General features: G+C 43.8%; 14 protein-coding genes. 9 read left to right on the forward strand and 5 right to left on the reverse strand.

Annotated elements, in window-relative coordinates:
* The first annotated feature begins 132 nt into the window (after nt 1–132).
* Nucleotides 133–624 carry a hypothetical protein gene (locus A8708_RS22715; protein WP_239696803.1) on the forward strand — a complete coding sequence of 164 codons (492 nt, stop codon included), beginning with the start codon at nt 133–135 and terminating at the stop codon, nt 622–624.
* Between the two features lie 51 nt (nt 625–675).
* Here A8708_RS22715 and A8708_RS22720 read toward each other — a convergent pair whose 3' ends face one another.
* Entirely contained in the window at nt 676–1,080 is a 405-nt protein-coding gene (locus A8708_RS22720) for a CBS domain-containing protein (protein WP_068667575.1), read from the reverse strand.
* A gap of 329 nt (nt 1,081–1,409) precedes the next feature.
* Between A8708_RS22720 and A8708_RS22725 the strand changes: the two genes are divergently transcribed.
* Nucleotides 1,410–2,195 (forward strand): hypothetical protein, encoded by a 786-nt coding sequence (locus A8708_RS22725; protein WP_068667576.1) that lies wholly within the window; start codon nt 1,410–1,412, stop codon nt 2,193–2,195.
* Nucleotides 2,196–2,269: 74 nt separating this feature from the next.
* The gene (locus A8708_RS22730) at nt 2,270–3,238 is read left to right on the forward strand and encodes an NAD(P)-dependent alcohol dehydrogenase (RefSeq protein ID WP_068667577.1); all 969 of its coding nucleotides are present in this window, start codon (nt 2,270–2,272) and stop codon (nt 3,236–3,238) included.
* A gap of 73 nt (nt 3,239–3,311) precedes the next feature.
* Here A8708_RS22730 and A8708_RS22735 read toward each other — a convergent pair whose 3' ends face one another.
* Both A8708_RS22735 and A8708_RS22740 read right to left on the reverse strand, forming a co-directional pair.
* The gene (locus A8708_RS22735) at nt 3,312–4,124 is read right to left on the reverse strand and encodes an ABC transporter permease (RefSeq protein WP_068667578.1); all 813 of its coding nucleotides are present in this window, start codon (nt 4,122–4,124) and stop codon (nt 3,312–3,314) included.
* The gene (locus A8708_RS22740) at nt 4,121–5,143 is read right to left on the reverse strand and encodes an ATP-binding cassette domain-containing protein (protein WP_239696804.1); all 1,023 of its coding nucleotides are present in this window, start codon (nt 5,141–5,143) and stop codon (nt 4,121–4,123) included. The genes A8708_RS22735 and A8708_RS22740 overlap by 4 nt, the downstream gene beginning before the upstream one ends.
* A gap of 197 nt (nt 5,144–5,340) precedes the next feature.
* Here A8708_RS22740 and A8708_RS22745 point away from each other — a divergent pair, with 197 nt between their 5' ends.
* Complete coding sequence (locus tag A8708_RS22745; protein ID WP_068667579.1) at nt 5,341–6,819, forward strand: Lsa family ABC-F type ribosomal protection protein; 1,479 nt, start codon at nt 5,341–5,343, stop codon at nt 6,817–6,819.
* Between the two features lie 187 nt (nt 6,820–7,006).
* On the forward strand, nt 7,007–7,717 hold the full coding sequence (locus A8708_RS22750; protein ID WP_068667580.1) for an AAA family ATPase: 711 nt from the start codon (nt 7,007–7,009) through the stop codon (nt 7,715–7,717).
* A 14-nt stretch (nt 7,718–7,731) separates the two neighbouring features.
* Here the strand turns inward: A8708_RS22750 and A8708_RS22755 are convergent, their stop codons facing one another.
* Together A8708_RS22755 and A8708_RS22760 are read right to left on the reverse strand one after the other, a co-directional pair.
* Nucleotides 7,732–8,709, reverse strand: a complete 978-nt coding sequence (locus A8708_RS22755) for a TIGR03943 family putative permease subunit (RefSeq protein ID WP_068667581.1) — start codon at nt 8,707–8,709, stop codon at nt 7,732–7,734.
* 22 nt (nt 8,710–8,731) lie between these two features.
* On the reverse strand, nt 8,732–9,739 hold the full coding sequence (locus A8708_RS22760; protein ID WP_082927714.1) for a permease: 1,008 nt from the start codon (nt 9,737–9,739) through the stop codon (nt 8,732–8,734).
* Nucleotides 9,740–10,004: 265 nt separating this feature from the next.
* Between A8708_RS22760 and A8708_RS22765 the strand changes: the two genes are divergently transcribed.
* The 4 genes from A8708_RS22765 to A8708_RS22780 all read left to right on the forward strand — a co-directional run bounded on the left by A8708_RS22765 (nt 10,005) and on the right by A8708_RS22780 (nt 13,772).
* Nucleotides 10,005–10,712 carry a metal ABC transporter ATP-binding protein gene (locus A8708_RS22765; RefSeq protein WP_068667582.1) on the forward strand — a complete coding sequence of 236 codons (708 nt, stop codon included), beginning with the start codon at nt 10,005–10,007 and terminating at the stop codon, nt 10,710–10,712.
* On the forward strand, nt 10,658–11,527 hold the full coding sequence (locus A8708_RS22770) for a metal ABC transporter permease (RefSeq protein ID WP_082927715.1): 870 nt from the start codon (nt 10,658–10,660) through the stop codon (nt 11,525–11,527). Before A8708_RS22765 ends, A8708_RS22770 begins: the two co-directional genes overlap by 55 nt.
* Nucleotides 11,528–11,547: 20 nt before the next feature.
* Nucleotides 11,548–12,480 carry a metal ABC transporter substrate-binding protein gene (locus A8708_RS22775; RefSeq protein ID WP_167355914.1) on the forward strand — a complete coding sequence of 311 codons (933 nt, stop codon included), beginning with the start codon at nt 11,548–11,550 and terminating at the stop codon, nt 12,478–12,480.
* Nucleotides 12,481–12,563: 83 nt separating this feature from the next.
* Nucleotides 12,564–13,772, forward strand: a complete 1,209-nt coding sequence (locus tag A8708_RS22780; protein WP_068667584.1) for a GTP-binding protein — start codon at nt 12,564–12,566, stop codon at nt 13,770–13,772.
* Nucleotides 13,773–14,033 lie beyond the last annotated feature (261 nt).

Below are 14,033 nucleotides of genomic sequence, written 5' to 3' on the forward strand. Positions count from 1 at the left end.
ACTGGAATTCTACCTGCTGCGAAGCGGTTTATGATTATTTAAGAATTGCTTAATAAGGAGTTAACTTCCATTGATTATCTTAGAGGTAAGAAGATAGCAGGGGGAGATTCTGATGTTATGAAAACGTTCTCTATGACAAAGAAAAAATGGATGTTGAGCTTACATATTGTATTTGCCGCGATTATGCTAGGAACCTGTGTGACGTTTCTCATACTGAGTATTACAGTCGCGAGCAGCAGTGATTCGGGGTTAATCCTTTCCTGTTACAAGGCGATGCATGTGTTAGCTGGAACCTCAGTTCGAGCATCGGTGATCGGGACCATTGTGACAGGTGTGCTATTATCGCTGGGGACCCATTGGGGTTTGGCTAAATACAATTGGATTATCGCCAAAGAAGTGCTTACTGTAGTCGCGGTCATTATTGGACCTATCGGCATGTACATTTGGACATTAAAGGGGATATCATTAATGACCGATGTAGGTGCAGAGAGTGCGTATCAAGGTGCATACGTTTCCAATATGTTCTGGTTATTTATTGGAATCGGTCTTCAATTACTTTCATTAATCGCGATGTATCTCCTATCGATATTTAAGCCTTGGGGGAAGAGAAAAAGCAGAGGGTAAGAAAAGCGAAACCCTTCTCTTATACTCTACTTAATGATGAAACTTAAACGATTAATCCGTAATGTTTCTTGTATAATATTCAATAATGTCCTTGCGTCGAATGATACCTAGGAAAACGCGATCTTGATCTACAACGGGAACAAAGTTCTGGTCAGCAGCTAGTGCTAACATATCTTCCATATGTGCATCGATGGCAACGCACTCGTTATAAATTCGTTTTCGAATGTTGGTTACAGTTACTTCATCCATGTTAACGAAGGACAGGCCGGGCGTGCACTTCAGTTTCCATAATAAATCTCCTTCGGATAAAGTGCCAACATATTTCCCTTCCTCATCGATAATTGGAATCGCTGTATAATGACAGGCTTCCAGACGCTCTATCGCTTCCTTCATGGTAGCTGATGTCGTCAGGTAAGAGACTTTATCTTTAGGTAGTAAAAACGATTTAATTTCCACTTTGTTTCGCTCCTTTTCATCCCAAATTACTTTCACTATTTAATTAAACCATAAATCCGACCTCAAAAGTGCACAATTGACCCGTGTAATAAATGGAAACATGAAACGTTTGATTTTTTGTAACATTAGAACAGGAAAGGTTTGTAAATAAATTCCCAATATTCTCATTTCACACAGAACATTCCGAAGCAGCTCACGTCTAATTGAATTATTAGTGATCCTGTTGAATGAATGTAACCGCGAGGAGTGTGAAATGAATCCTGATGACAAAAAATATTCGAATTATCCTACTAAGTGTGTTGTTCGTAGGCCTAGGATGTGGGTACTCGATGGCAAAGTTTACGAAAAAGCCGGCAGCGGAAATCACGATAGAACCAACTCCTTCATCTACAGAGGAGAGTAAAGCAACCCTAAGCCCAGCTAAGACTCATTCAAATTTGAAGGACAGAGATACTTTATTGCGCATTTTATCAAGAGTGCATGATAGTACTGAAGGTTACGACTATACAGAAGATCAGTTAAAAGAGATGCAAGCAAATCCCGATAATAAGGACTATAGTAAGGTTCTGCAAATGTTTGTCGAGTCGCGATTACAACAGGAAATCACATCATATCAAACCATAAGTCAATCTGTAAACCCACGTTCTTTGCTCATTACAACTAGTAACCAACAAGCCTACATGGTTTATATGAAAAAAGATTATTTGCATGATGGGATCTGGCTGATAAGTTCTTTTATGGACTATATGCCACAAGGAGATCAAATTCATGAGATCTATTCGTTGATTTCGCTCGCAGAAGCACCCGAGGATGTAAAGGAATGGGCGCAAGGATTATTGAAGCAGCCAGGGTGGCTAAAAGAATTTCACACATTCGATGAGCGAACGTATGCCTTCATAAAGTCGTCCTCATCGGATTCAGATTCCGTGGAGTTGGAAGAAGTCATGAATTCGGCAGGTGAAGTATTTATTTCCTATCAGTCCTATCAATATGCCGCGAATAGTCATAAAGAGTTGATCAATGATTATCTATTATTAGAATTAAAAGGTCCAAGTATTTGGGATGTCACTTTTCAAAATACCTACGCCAATTTCCCCCTTGTGGAAGCTAAATAGTTTATACCTAGAGATGCGTTAACGATCTCGCAGGTGGAGTATATGGATGAGTTGTACGGGGAGGAGATCTAGTTGTGAAAGCAGTAATTTATACGAAATATGGGGGTCCAAATGAACTTACGTATACAGAAATGGAAAAACCGCATCCTAAAGATCATGAAGTACTGATTAAAGTTCACGCGGCATCCCTTAATTCATGGGATTGGGATCTATTGCGAGGCACTCCGTTCTTAGTGCGCATAGGCGCCTTCCGCAAGCCAAGATACGCCATTCTCGGAGCAGATATTGCAGGGCGAGTTGAAGCAGTAGGGAAGGCAGTCAGGAAGTTTGCTCCGGGTGATGACGTATTCGGTGATATTTCAGGGAGTAGTTGGGGCGGATTTGCAGAGTATGTATGTGCATCAGAGGGGACAGTATCGCTGAAACCAGCTCTTATCTCCTATGAGGAAGCCGCGGCTATTCCCCAAGCTGCAGTTCTTGCCTTGCAAGGTCTCCGTACAAGAGGACTAATACAAGAAGGCAATAAAGTATTAATCAATGGCGCAGGCGGCGGTGTGGGGACGTTTGCAATTCAACTAGCCAAATTAGTTGGCGCAGAAGTGACTGCAGTGGACCGTGCATCGAAACTGCCGCAACTTCAATCCCTAGGTGCGGATTATGTTATGGATTATACGAAGAGCGATTACACCGCTAATGGGCAAAAGTATGACTTCATTCTTGATGTAGTAGGGAATCGCTCAATATTCGACTACAAACGTGCCTTAAAGCCAAATGGTCATTATGTAATGGTAGGAGGTACAATGCCCCGAATATTTCAGATCATGCTCATGGGTCCAATGATTTCCTTGTTCAGTAAGAAGAAGTTGGGACTCTTAATGCACAAACCCAATCATTTGGATCAAGAGGAATTGATGTCACTATGGCAGGCCAACAAACTAGTACCTGTCATTGATCGCCAGTTTCCATTAGGTCAAGCAGCTGAGGCGTTTCGTTACTTTGGAGAAGGAGGGCACATTGGGAAAGTACTGATTCGTGTTCAATGATTGTATAATGCCATAGGTACGAAAAAAGGCTGATCTTAGTAGTTCCCTACTTGAGATCAGCCTCATTCTATTGTTACGTCCGGCGCATATAAGCAATAACCGTAATAGGTGCAAAAATAGCGACAATGACGATAGCCCCAAAGAGCGAGATCGTGAGATCCCATCCTACCGTACCCTGATTAGCTAATTCACGAACGGCTGAGACAAGGTGTGAGATGGGGTTGATTTTAACAAACCATTGCAGCCAATTAGGCATTGTGTCTACTGGAACGAAAGCATTGGATAAGAACGTTAGTGGAAACAGGACGAGCATTGAAATCCCCTGAACACTGGAAGCAGTGCGTGCGATGACGCCGAAGAATGCGAAAATCCAACTGATTGCCCATGAGCAGAAAATGACGAGGAGTGCTGCGATCGCCACATTGGCCAAACCGCCTTCTGGTCGATACCCCATGATGAATCCCATGGAGAAGGTAAGTACTGTTGCGATGGTATAGCGGATTGTATCGGCCAATAAGGCGCCAGCAAGCGGCGCTATACGCGCAATAGGCAATGATTTGAATCGGTCGAAGACGCCTTTATCCATATCCTCTCGGAGCTGGACGCCGGTTACGATGGATGTTGTGATTACGGTTTGAACTAGAATACCTGGAATGATGACAGGCAAATAACTCACGACATCGCCTGAGATGGCTCCGCCGAAAATATAAGTAAACATTAGCGTAAAGATGATGGGTTGAAGCGTGACATCAAACAATTGCTCAGGTGTGCGACGGATTTTCAGCAGGCCGCGAAAGGCCATTGTCAGGGAATTGCGTATGGTTTGACGCAAGCTGGTGTGATTTTTTAGATGGCGTTCGGAAACGGGTTTAATGGATGTACTCATACTCTTGCCTCCTGTTTGGTACTTGTTCCAGTTGATGTGTCAGCATCGTGCTCTTGAACGCCATGACCTGTAATGGTTAAGAATACTTCATCTAAGGTGGGCTTCTGTACACTCATCTCGGCCAAGTGTATGCCTGATTCACGGAGGGAGATCAGCAGGTCCGTTACACGATCAGCATTCGCCATCGGAGCTGATATCTTACCAGATACAACCGTTGCAGTCACCTTGAGCACTTGTTCAACGGTTCTCCGAGCTTGTTCGGTATCTGAAGGGTTCTGGACGCTAAGCTGCAAGGAAGAAGTACCGACAGAAGCCTTAAGCTCATCAACTGTTCCTTCGGCGACGACGCGCCCACGATCGATGACTGCTATGCGGTCTGCAAGCTGGTCGGCTTCTTCCAGATATTGCGTTGTGAGCAATATTGTTGATCCTGTATCAACTAGTCGTCGAATCGTATCCCACATCTGAGCACGCGTACGAGGGTCTAACCCCGTCGTCGGTTCGTCTAGGAAGATAAGAGGCGGCTGCGCAATAAGGCTCGCGGCGAGATCCAGTCGGCGTCTCATACCACCTGAGAAATTCTTCAACGGTCGCTTGGCTGCCTCTGTTAATCCGAATTCTTCAAGTAATTCGTCTGACTTTTGACGTGCTTCTTTGCGGCTTAACCCAAGGAGACGGGAGAAAATCATTAAGTTCTCTGTTGCGCTTAACGATTCGTCAACGGAGGCGTATTGCCCAGTTACTCCGATCAGTTGGCGGACGATTTGTGACTCTTTCACAACATCGTAGCCAAAGATTTTGGCAGACCCTGCATCAGGTCGAAGAAGCGTTGCCAACATATTGATTGTAGTTGTTTTCCCAGCCCCGTTCGGGCCGAGAACCCCATAAATGGTTCCGGCTTTCACTTTCAAGTTCACGCCATCTACCGCGCGATTTTCCCCGAAAGTTTTGACAAGTCCTTGCGCTTCGACTGCCCAGATGCCTTCTTGCGCTATTCCTTTTCTTTGCAAAGAATCCAAAGTAATTCCTCCTAAATAACAATTGATGAGGTGATTGTAGCGTACATATTTAAACTGAATGTAAACAACAGTATATACGAGATTATAGGTCAGAAGGGCAGGGGAAATTAGCTATAGTTATCCTTTCCTTCGAATTAGTAAATCCTATTATGCTATGATGAACTCATGCGTTACGCAGGGTACAGGAGGATTTCAACATGTCATTAATCAATGTTTCAAACTTAACGTTTGCCTATGATGGCAGTTACGATAACATTTTTGAAGATGTTAATTTTCAAATCGATACGGATTGGAAATTAGGCTTTACAGGAAGAAACGGAAGAGGGAAGACTACTTTTCTAGGCTTATTACTTGGTAAATATGAATACAGCGGGCATATTTCTGCGAATGTCAGCTTTGAGTATTTCCCTTTTCTAGTTAGCAACAAACAAGATCAAACACTGGATATTATCAATGGTATTTTGCCCGATTATCATCAATGGGAACTCATGCGAGAGCTCTCCATCCTAAAGGTGTCGGAGGACGTTCTGTATCGCCCATTCGAGACATTGTCAAACGGTGAGCAAACGAAAGTGTTATTGGCTGCTTTATTTCTAAAAGAGAACAGCTTCTTACTAATTGATGAGCCCACCAATCATCTTGATATGGATGCTAGAAAGCTGGTTAGTGATTATCTCAATACGAAGAATGGTTACATCCTAGTGTCTCACGACAGAGCATTTCTAGATAATTGCGTAGACCATATCCTATCGATTAATCTGACAAATATTGAAATTCAAAAGGGTAATTTCTCCGATTGGTGGGAAAATAAACAGAGGCAAGATCACTATGAGCTCGCGGAAAATGAGAAGTTGAGGAAGGATATCAAACGATTATCCGATGCGGCTAAACGAACGAGCAATTGGTCTCATGAAGTTGAGAAGACGAAGAATGGAACTAGAAATTCGGGTTCTAAGGTAGATAAGGGGTATATAGGTCACAAGGCTGCGAAGATGATGAAACGCTCCAAATCCATTGAGCAAAGACAAGAATCAGCTATTGATGAGAGGTCTAAGCTTCTCAAAAACATTGAAAGTGCTGAAGACCTCAAAATTACCCAACTGGCTTACCACAAGAGCCAACTTGCTGCTCTGGAACACGTCTCAATCCATTATGGTGAGAAAATAGTCTGTCGAGATGTTAGTTTTACAATTGAACAAGGTGAGCGGATCGCTTTAACTGGTAAAAATGGCTCAGGTAAATCCAGTATTATTAAGTTGCTCTGTGGAGAGCACATTGACTATACAGGGACTTACCGAAAAGGGAGCCAACTTCAAATATCTTACGTCTCCCAGGATACCTCGCATTTACATGGGAATTTAACAGACTACGCGAAAATGAATGGCATTGACCAGAGCCTATTTAAAGCGATATTACGAAAGTTGGACTTTGCTCGGATACAGTTTGAAAAAGACATTTCTTCGTTTAGCGGCGGTCAGAAGAAGAAAGTGCTGATTGCAAAAAGTCTAAGCGAGAAAGTCCATCTGCACATTTGGGATGAGCCGCTCAATTTTATTGATGTGATTTCGCGCATGCAGATCGAAGAGTTATTGCTTGAATATGCGCCAACACTCCTATTTGTAGAGCATGACAAGGAATTTTGCGACAATGTGGCTACGAAGACCATCCAACTTTGAGGCGATGAAGGCTAAGCTGCATACATGCAGGTTAGCTTATTTGCTTTACTCGATTAGTTCGAAATCTCCGAACTAAATCATGGAGACTGAGGAATCTGATGAGTACGGTTTTCTGTGAAACTTTACTTCCCGTATGAAACCCTTAGAATAGAACTATACTCGAAATTTCTAAGGGAGTTGAAGTAACGTGTATTTGAGAAGACTTGAAGTTCAGAAGAATGAACATTTCGATCCTGATAAGTATCCATTTTCGATACCAGCCATCCAATCGTTAACTTCGATTTCGTTTCAGAAGAATGTGACTTTTTTCGTTGGAGAGAATGGTTCCGGCAAATCAACGATTCTTGAAGCCATCGCCTACCAATGCGGGTTTAACACAGCGAGTGGTGGGAGAAACAATATGTATGACGTCGACGCATCTCATTCTACGCTGGGAGAACACTTGCGGTTGTCTTGGTTGCCGAAAATTACGAATGGATTTTTTCTCCGAGCAGAAACCTTCTATAACTTTGCCAGCTATTTGGACACGATGCCTGAAAGTTTGCCCTATTACGGTGGCCGCTCCTTACATGAGCAATCGCATGGTGAAGCGTTTCTCTCCCTATTCAAGCATCGCTTTGGGAAAAAGGCGATTTATTTACTAGATGAACCAGAAGCAGCCTTGTCACCAGCAAGACAATTGGCCTTATTACGAGTTATTAAAGATTTGGAGAAGGAAGCTCAGTTCATTATCGCTACGCATTCTCCCATATTGCTTGGTTATCCAGATGCGCATATTCTTAATTTCGATGAGCAACCGATCAGTGACATTCAATACGAGGAAACCCTTCACTATATGATAACCAAACGATTTCTTGACCATAGACAAATGATTCTAGATGAGCTGTTCAAAGATTAACTTTGAGCAGCTCTTTATGGGTTCAACGACTTTAATACGGTCAGTGGTTCGAAATTAGGATAGACATATGGCGAACTTGGGGCTTCGATTTTCTCGATTTTTGCGGCTTTTATTTTGAAAATGTCATTGCCATTATAATGACCATGCTGAATGGTTCCTGTAACTTTCACCCACATATCTTGCGGGTAGTTAAGCGCTGTGGGGAATTCCACCATGACGCCGTAAGGAGAAGCATCCGCAGAGCAGCAACTTACCGCGAATCGGCCAACTACGATTTGATCTGCCCTCATTTTATCCTCTTCCCGATATACAAATCCTGTTAATTCGATTTCCTTTCCGATAAAGTTATCCTGAAAAAGATCAATCGTCGACAAGATCTCCATGTAGATATCGGGTTGTACAAGAATACGATCCTTTTGATATAGAATGATACCCATTTTGGCAAAGTCTTCGTTCCACTCGTCCGGTGACTGAAAGAGTTGTTCGATTTCAGAGTTGGTTTGAACCGTTGGCACAGCTTGTGCTTGATCGGCTTGCATGGTTTGGCTGCTTGTGGCCGGTTTAGGGAAACTTGGCAAATTATACGACTGGGCACGTGGCGTCGTCATATTCGTTGGGGCTGGGGAAAGATTCATCCCTTTAGCCGCGACCATGGTGCTATTTAGAGCGGTGTCTGGTAAAAGAAACCCGATCAACAATGGTAGAATGAGCAGCCCATAGGCCAATATCGTGCGGAGAATTGAACGCGGAACGGGTGGATTGCATTCACAGTCTACTGGCTTCCCCCAATAGGCACGCAGTGCCAGGAACCCTTGAAAACAAGCGATAATGTACAATACGACGGAAGCGATCTGGACGTAGATCATCATACGCGGTGCGATATATAACTGTAGTGAATCTGATTTGGATAGAACAACAATATAGCTAGAGAACCCTAGTAAAATTAGTGTGCGAAAAAAATGATGATAGCTGGTTTTGCGCGTGTGATTCAAACGAATCCCTCCTAGAAATTTCTTAGATAATGTATTCCCAAAGCAGTGAGCATAAGAGAACTGTGACGGAGATTAATAATGCGAGAAGTAATACGAATCTGATTTTAAACACGGATAGCAACATGAGTGTACTTTTGAAATCCAACATAGGTCCAAAGACAAGGAATGTTAGTAAGGAACCCGATGTAAACGAAGTTTGGAAAGAGGATGCGACGAAGGCGTCTGAAGTTGAACAGATGGAAAGTATATACGCCAAGCCCATCATGAAAAAGTGAGAAGAGAGGGGGCCTTGCCCAATGGCAAGCAGGCTCTCGCGTTGCATGAACACTTGAATGAGTGCGGTGAGTAGTGCGCCAAAGACAAGAAATTTACCCATTTCAAAAAACTCGCTTGAACTATGTACGAAAAATGTCATCACTTTACTGGAACTACTATTGTGGTGATGGTGTTTGTGATCATGATGGTCATGCTCATGGTGATGGTGATGGACCAGATGATGGTTGTCTTGGACATTATGTACAGGATTCTCAAGGGTAGGATTGTGACTTAATCTCAAAGGAATTCTCTTTATTAGTCGATAGAGAATTAACCCAATAATGATGACAACGAGGAAGGCAAGTCCCATTCGGGAGTAGGCAATGGAAGGTTGATTGCGAAACGCCATCAGTGTAGCCGCGAATACAATTGGATTGAGTATAGGGCCAGCGATAATAAAGACAATGGCGATGTATACGGGCATGCCTTTTAGGATGAGTCTTCGAACAATTGGAATCATACCACACTCACACATGGGGAAAAGAATGCCTAATACGCAAGCGAATAGAATACCGAGAACCGGGTTTCGAGGGGTGAAGCGACGGATGGTTGACTCGGGTACGAAGGTCTGCAGCAAGGATGAAAGCAGGACGCCAAGTAAAATGAACGGTAAGGCTTCAAGGATAAGACTGATGAAAATGGTTTTGAAAGATTGCAAGTGGTCAATTGTAAAAACGCGGTTAAAGAAAGTAGAGATATCAAATTGACTTAGCATGACGGAGACTCCTTCTACATACACATGTTCTTTTAAAAGTAATGTTTACGATTAAAATCATAAGCGAATTTGGTATTTCTGGCAAGCACGATATTGACAGCGAATCAAAAGCGGGATATATTACTTGGTGTAATACGTAATTTTTACTATTAGTTTCATGCGATTTGAGCGAAGATAAGGTAAGTTCGTAACAGTTGAACTTGCTACCATTCATTCTATGATGTATTCGTAAAATTTACGCATAAATAGAGAAGGAGTTGAAAAAATGTTAATTGCCTCGATGCAGCAAGTAGAGTTTGGATATGCGGATAGTCCATGTATTCAAGATGCACAAATGGACATCCATTCTGGAGAATTCGTTGCAGTTATTGGACCCAATGGCGCGGCCAAATCAACCGTGCTTAAACTGTTATTAGGTTTGATTGAGCCTTGGAAAGGTAAAGTTTTCCTAGCACAGTCGAATTCTTCAGGGGAGAAAATACGAGTTGGCTATGTTTCCCAGCAGCTCGCGGGATTCAACAGCGGTTTTCCAAGTACCATTTGGGAATTTGTGCGTTCAGGTAGATTTCCTAAGGTGTCACTGTTTAGCAAACTCCGCAAAGTGGATGACGATGCCACAGCAACAGCTCTTAGGCAAATGGGGATGTGGGAAATGCGCAAGCGTAGAATCGGCGAGTTATCAGGGGGGCAGAAGCAGCGGATCTGTATTGCTCGAGCACTGGCACAGGAGCCAGATCTTCTTGTTCTGGATGAGCCAACGACAGGTATGGACGATGCAAGTCGTCTAGGATTCTATCAACTGATGCATGCTCAAGTGAAAACGATGGGAAGAACTGTGGTTATGGTCACTCATCATCTGGAAGAAGTCTCTCCCTACATACATAGAGTCATTGCCCTAGAACGAAAGGAGGAAGGAGGATGGAGATGCTGCACTACGACTTCATGCAACGGGCATTTTGTGCCGGTGGGCTAATTGCCATCATCGCTTCGTTACTAGGTGTGTACCTGATGCTTCGCCAACAAGCGTTAATGGCTGATATGCTCTCACACGTTTCTTTAGCTGGCGTGGCCGGTGGTGCTTTTCTCCATATTCATCCGACTTTAGGCGGCTTTGTAGTTGCAACGCTTGGTGCCGTCCTGGTGGAATACGTTAGGCGGTCGTACAAATCTTTTAGTGAGATTTCGGTCGCTATCATCATGATTGGGGGGCTTTCATCAGCTGTTATTATCATGAGTTTGAGTCCCAGCATGAACAAGGGGTTATCTGCGTATTTATTCGGGTCCGTCGTGGCTGTGAATGAAACAGAACTTGTCCTCATGCTGATTGTTGCAGTAATCGGAGGCTTATTCTTCTTTCTATTTCGTCGCCAATTGTATCAAATCACGTTCGATGAAGATACCGCAAGAACGAACGGCATTCCTGTGAAGTGGATTTCACTTGGCTTTAGTGTCTTAACCGGGATGATCGTTTCGGCAGCAATGCCAATCGTTGGGGTACTTCTCGTATCTTCCCTCATTGTCCTTCCGGCAGCTTTAGCCATACGCATTGCGCGTAGTTTTACTGCTGCACTTGTAATCGCGATGGGAGTCGGGGTACTAGGTGTGTTTTCAGGTCTTACCGCTTCATATTCCTTTAGTACGCCACCAGGAGGTACGATTGCCATCCTACTTCTGTTCTTGCTTATCTTAGGCTTAAGTATTCAAAAAGCTGTAGTGAGATTCCGTAAGACCACGAATACCCATATCGTAGAAGAGAAGGTATCCGCACCCCATTTTCAAACCAATTAGGAGGAATTGTATCAATGAATATGTTAAAAGTTACCAAATCGCTAATTGTCGCAAGTGTATCAACCATTCTGTTGGCAGGATGTGCATCCAGCACTGTCTCAAGCGATGGGAAACTTGATGTTGTTACAAGCTTTTATCCGATGTATGAATTCACAAAGCAAGTTGCTGGCGAGCACGCGAATGTTATTGCGTTAATTCCTGCAGGATCAGAGCCGCATGATTGGGAACCGAGTGCTAAGGATATGAAAAAAGTGAAAGAAGCAGATGTATTTATTTACAATGGTATCGTTGAGGGATGGGCAGAACAAGCACTCCAAAGCGCTGCAAATGCGAAGCGTGTTGTTGTTGAGGCGAGTAAGGGAATTGATTTAATCGAAGGCATGCACGAAGAGGGGGAAGAGGAAGAAGATGCACATGGCCATAGTCATGACTTGGATCCTCACGTTTGGTTATCCCCATTGCTAGCCCAGCATGAAGTAGAAGCGATCGCACAAGGATTAATTGCGGCCGATCCCATGCATAAAGATGATTATCGGAAAAACGCTGATACGTATATCGCTAAACTCAAAGAGCTAGATGTAACGTTCCGTAATACGCTTGCAACTGTGCAACATAAGGAATTCGTAACCCAACATGCGGCATTTGGTTATTTGGCCAAAGAATATGGTTTAATGCAAGTCCCTATCGCCGGTCTTTCCCCAGAAGAAGAGCCTGCACCGGACAAAATGGCGGATATCATTCAATTTGCAAAAGAGAAGCAAGTGAAAACGATCTTTTTTGAAACGTTAGTTGATCCTAAGGTTGCAACAACCATTGCCAAGGAAATCAATGCCCGTACGGATGTTCTTAACCCTCTTGAAGGCTTAACCGCTGAGGATAAGAAGAATAATTTGGATTACATCAGCGTCATGACGAACAACCTTCAAGCATTGAAGAAAGCGTTAAATGAATAGATAGCTGAGTTGCAAACGAAGTTTGCTTTTTATTTTCGGTTATATCAGTAAAAATTACTATTAAATGAAAGGGGACATCGTCCATGCAGACAATCCCTGTGACAGTCCTAAGCGGTTATTTAGGTGCCGGTAAAACAACCATATTAAATCATATTCTACATAATCGAGATGGCTTGAAAGTCGCCGTCATTGTAAATGACTTAAGCGACGTTAACATCGATGCGGACCTCATTAGACAAGGCAATGGACTCTCTCGTACGGAAGAAAGCTTAATTGAAATGTCCAACGGTTGCATCTGTTGCACCTTGCGTGATGATTTGCTGAAGGAAGTTGAACGACTGGCTAAGGAGAGAAAATTTGATTACATTCTGATCGAATCTACGGGTGTTGGTGAACCGTTGCCTGTTGCACAAACTTTTACCTATCTAGACGAAGATCAAGGAATTGATCTTTCCCAGTTATGCCGATTGGACTGCATGGTGACCGTTGTCGATGCGTACCGATTCTGGACGGACTATTTCTCCGGCGAAACGCTGCTCGAACGCAGTCAAGCAGTAGGAGATCAAGATACGCGTGAAGTTGTTGATCTGCTGATAGATCAGATTGAATTCTGCGATGTTCTTATACTGAACAAATGTGATAGATTGGAGGCCGAGGAGTTGAATGAACTTGAAGGTGTGCTGCGGCTATTGCAACCTAGGGCAAAGTTTATTCGTGCTGTGCACGGTCAGATAGATCCTGCGGCAATTTTGAATACACACTTGTTCAACATTGAAGAAGCTAGTGCTTCCCCCAATTGGAAACAAGAATTAGAGAAGGAAGCGCACACGCCTGAAACGGAAGAATATGGTATATCTTCGTTCGTTTATGAAAGAGCTCGCCCTTTCGAGCCCTCGCGACTGATGTCCTGGATGGCAGATTGGCCAGCAGAGATCGTCAGATCCAAGGGGATTATGTGGTTGGCAACTCGGAATACGTATGCTCAAAGCCTCAGCCAGGCGGGACCGTCTATCCGATTTGGTCCTTCGGGCTATTGGATATCAGCGCTACCTGATGAGGAAAGACTAGCCTATCTAGAAGAGGAGGGTGATACTCCTCCACATTGGGACGACACCTATGGTGATCGGATTAATCAAATTGTTTTTATCGGAATTGAAATGGATCGTGATGCCATCATGTCATCTCTGGATGCGTGTCTCTTGACAGATGCTGAGATGACCGCAGATTGGCAGGGGTTCCACGACGAGCTGCCTAATATTGTCATGGAACTTGAGGAAGTCTGTGTGCTGTAGTAGTTTAATTTAGAAAAGCGGCTATACCGCGCGGCTTCGCCGGATTTAAGGCCCGAAAAGGGCCTTAACGGCACCCGCGGCAGTGCGGGAACGGAGATAGCGCCCCAAAAGGGCGCTATCTCCTCAAGAACGCAGCCACAGCTGCGGCTTCGCCGGACTTAAGGCCCAAAAAGGGCCTTAACGGCACCCACGGCAGCGCGCGAACGGAGATAGCGCCCGAAAAGGGCGCTATCTCCTCAAGAACGCAGCTACAGCTGTGGC

It is taken from the genome of Paenibacillus oryzisoli (assembly GCF_001653565.1).
Lineage (GTDB): Bacteria > Bacillota > Bacilli > Paenibacillales > NBRC-103111 > Paenibacillus_E > Paenibacillus_E oryzisoli.

What these genes read in the sequence shown, in the direction of transcription:
- A8708_RS22715 (WP_239696803.1), top strand. Translation starts at nt 133, where the DNA reads ATGACAAAGAAAAAATGGATGTTGAGCTTACATATTGTATTTGCCGCG.
- A8708_RS22725 (WP_068667576.1), top strand. Translation starts at nt 1,410, where the DNA reads ATGGCAAAGTTTACGAAAAAGCCGGCAGCGGAAATCACGATAGAACCA.
- A8708_RS22735 (WP_068667578.1), bottom strand. Translation starts at nt 4,124, where the DNA reads ATGAGTACATCCATTAAACCCGTTTCCGAACGCCATCTAAAAAATCAC.
- A8708_RS22745 (WP_068667579.1), top strand. Translation starts at nt 5,341, where the DNA reads ATGTCATTAATCAATGTTTCAAACTTAACGTTTGCCTATGATGGCAGT.
- A8708_RS22760 (WP_082927714.1), bottom strand. Translation starts at nt 9,739, where the DNA reads ATGCTAAGTCAATTTGATATCTCTACTTTCTTTAACCGCGTTTTTACA.
- A8708_RS22765 (WP_068667582.1), top strand. Translation starts at nt 10,005, where the DNA reads ATGTTAATTGCCTCGATGCAGCAAGTAGAGTTTGGATATGCGGATAGT.
- A8708_RS22770 (WP_082927715.1), top strand. Translation starts at nt 10,658, where the DNA reads ATGGAGATGCTGCACTACGACTTCATGCAACGGGCATTTTGTGCCGGT.
- A8708_RS22775 (WP_167355914.1), top strand. Translation starts at nt 11,548, where the DNA reads ATGTTAAAAGTTACCAAATCGCTAATTGTCGCAAGTGTATCAACCATT.
- A8708_RS22780 (WP_068667584.1), top strand. Translation starts at nt 12,564, where the DNA reads ATGCAGACAATCCCTGTGACAGTCCTAAGCGGTTATTTAGGTGCCGGT.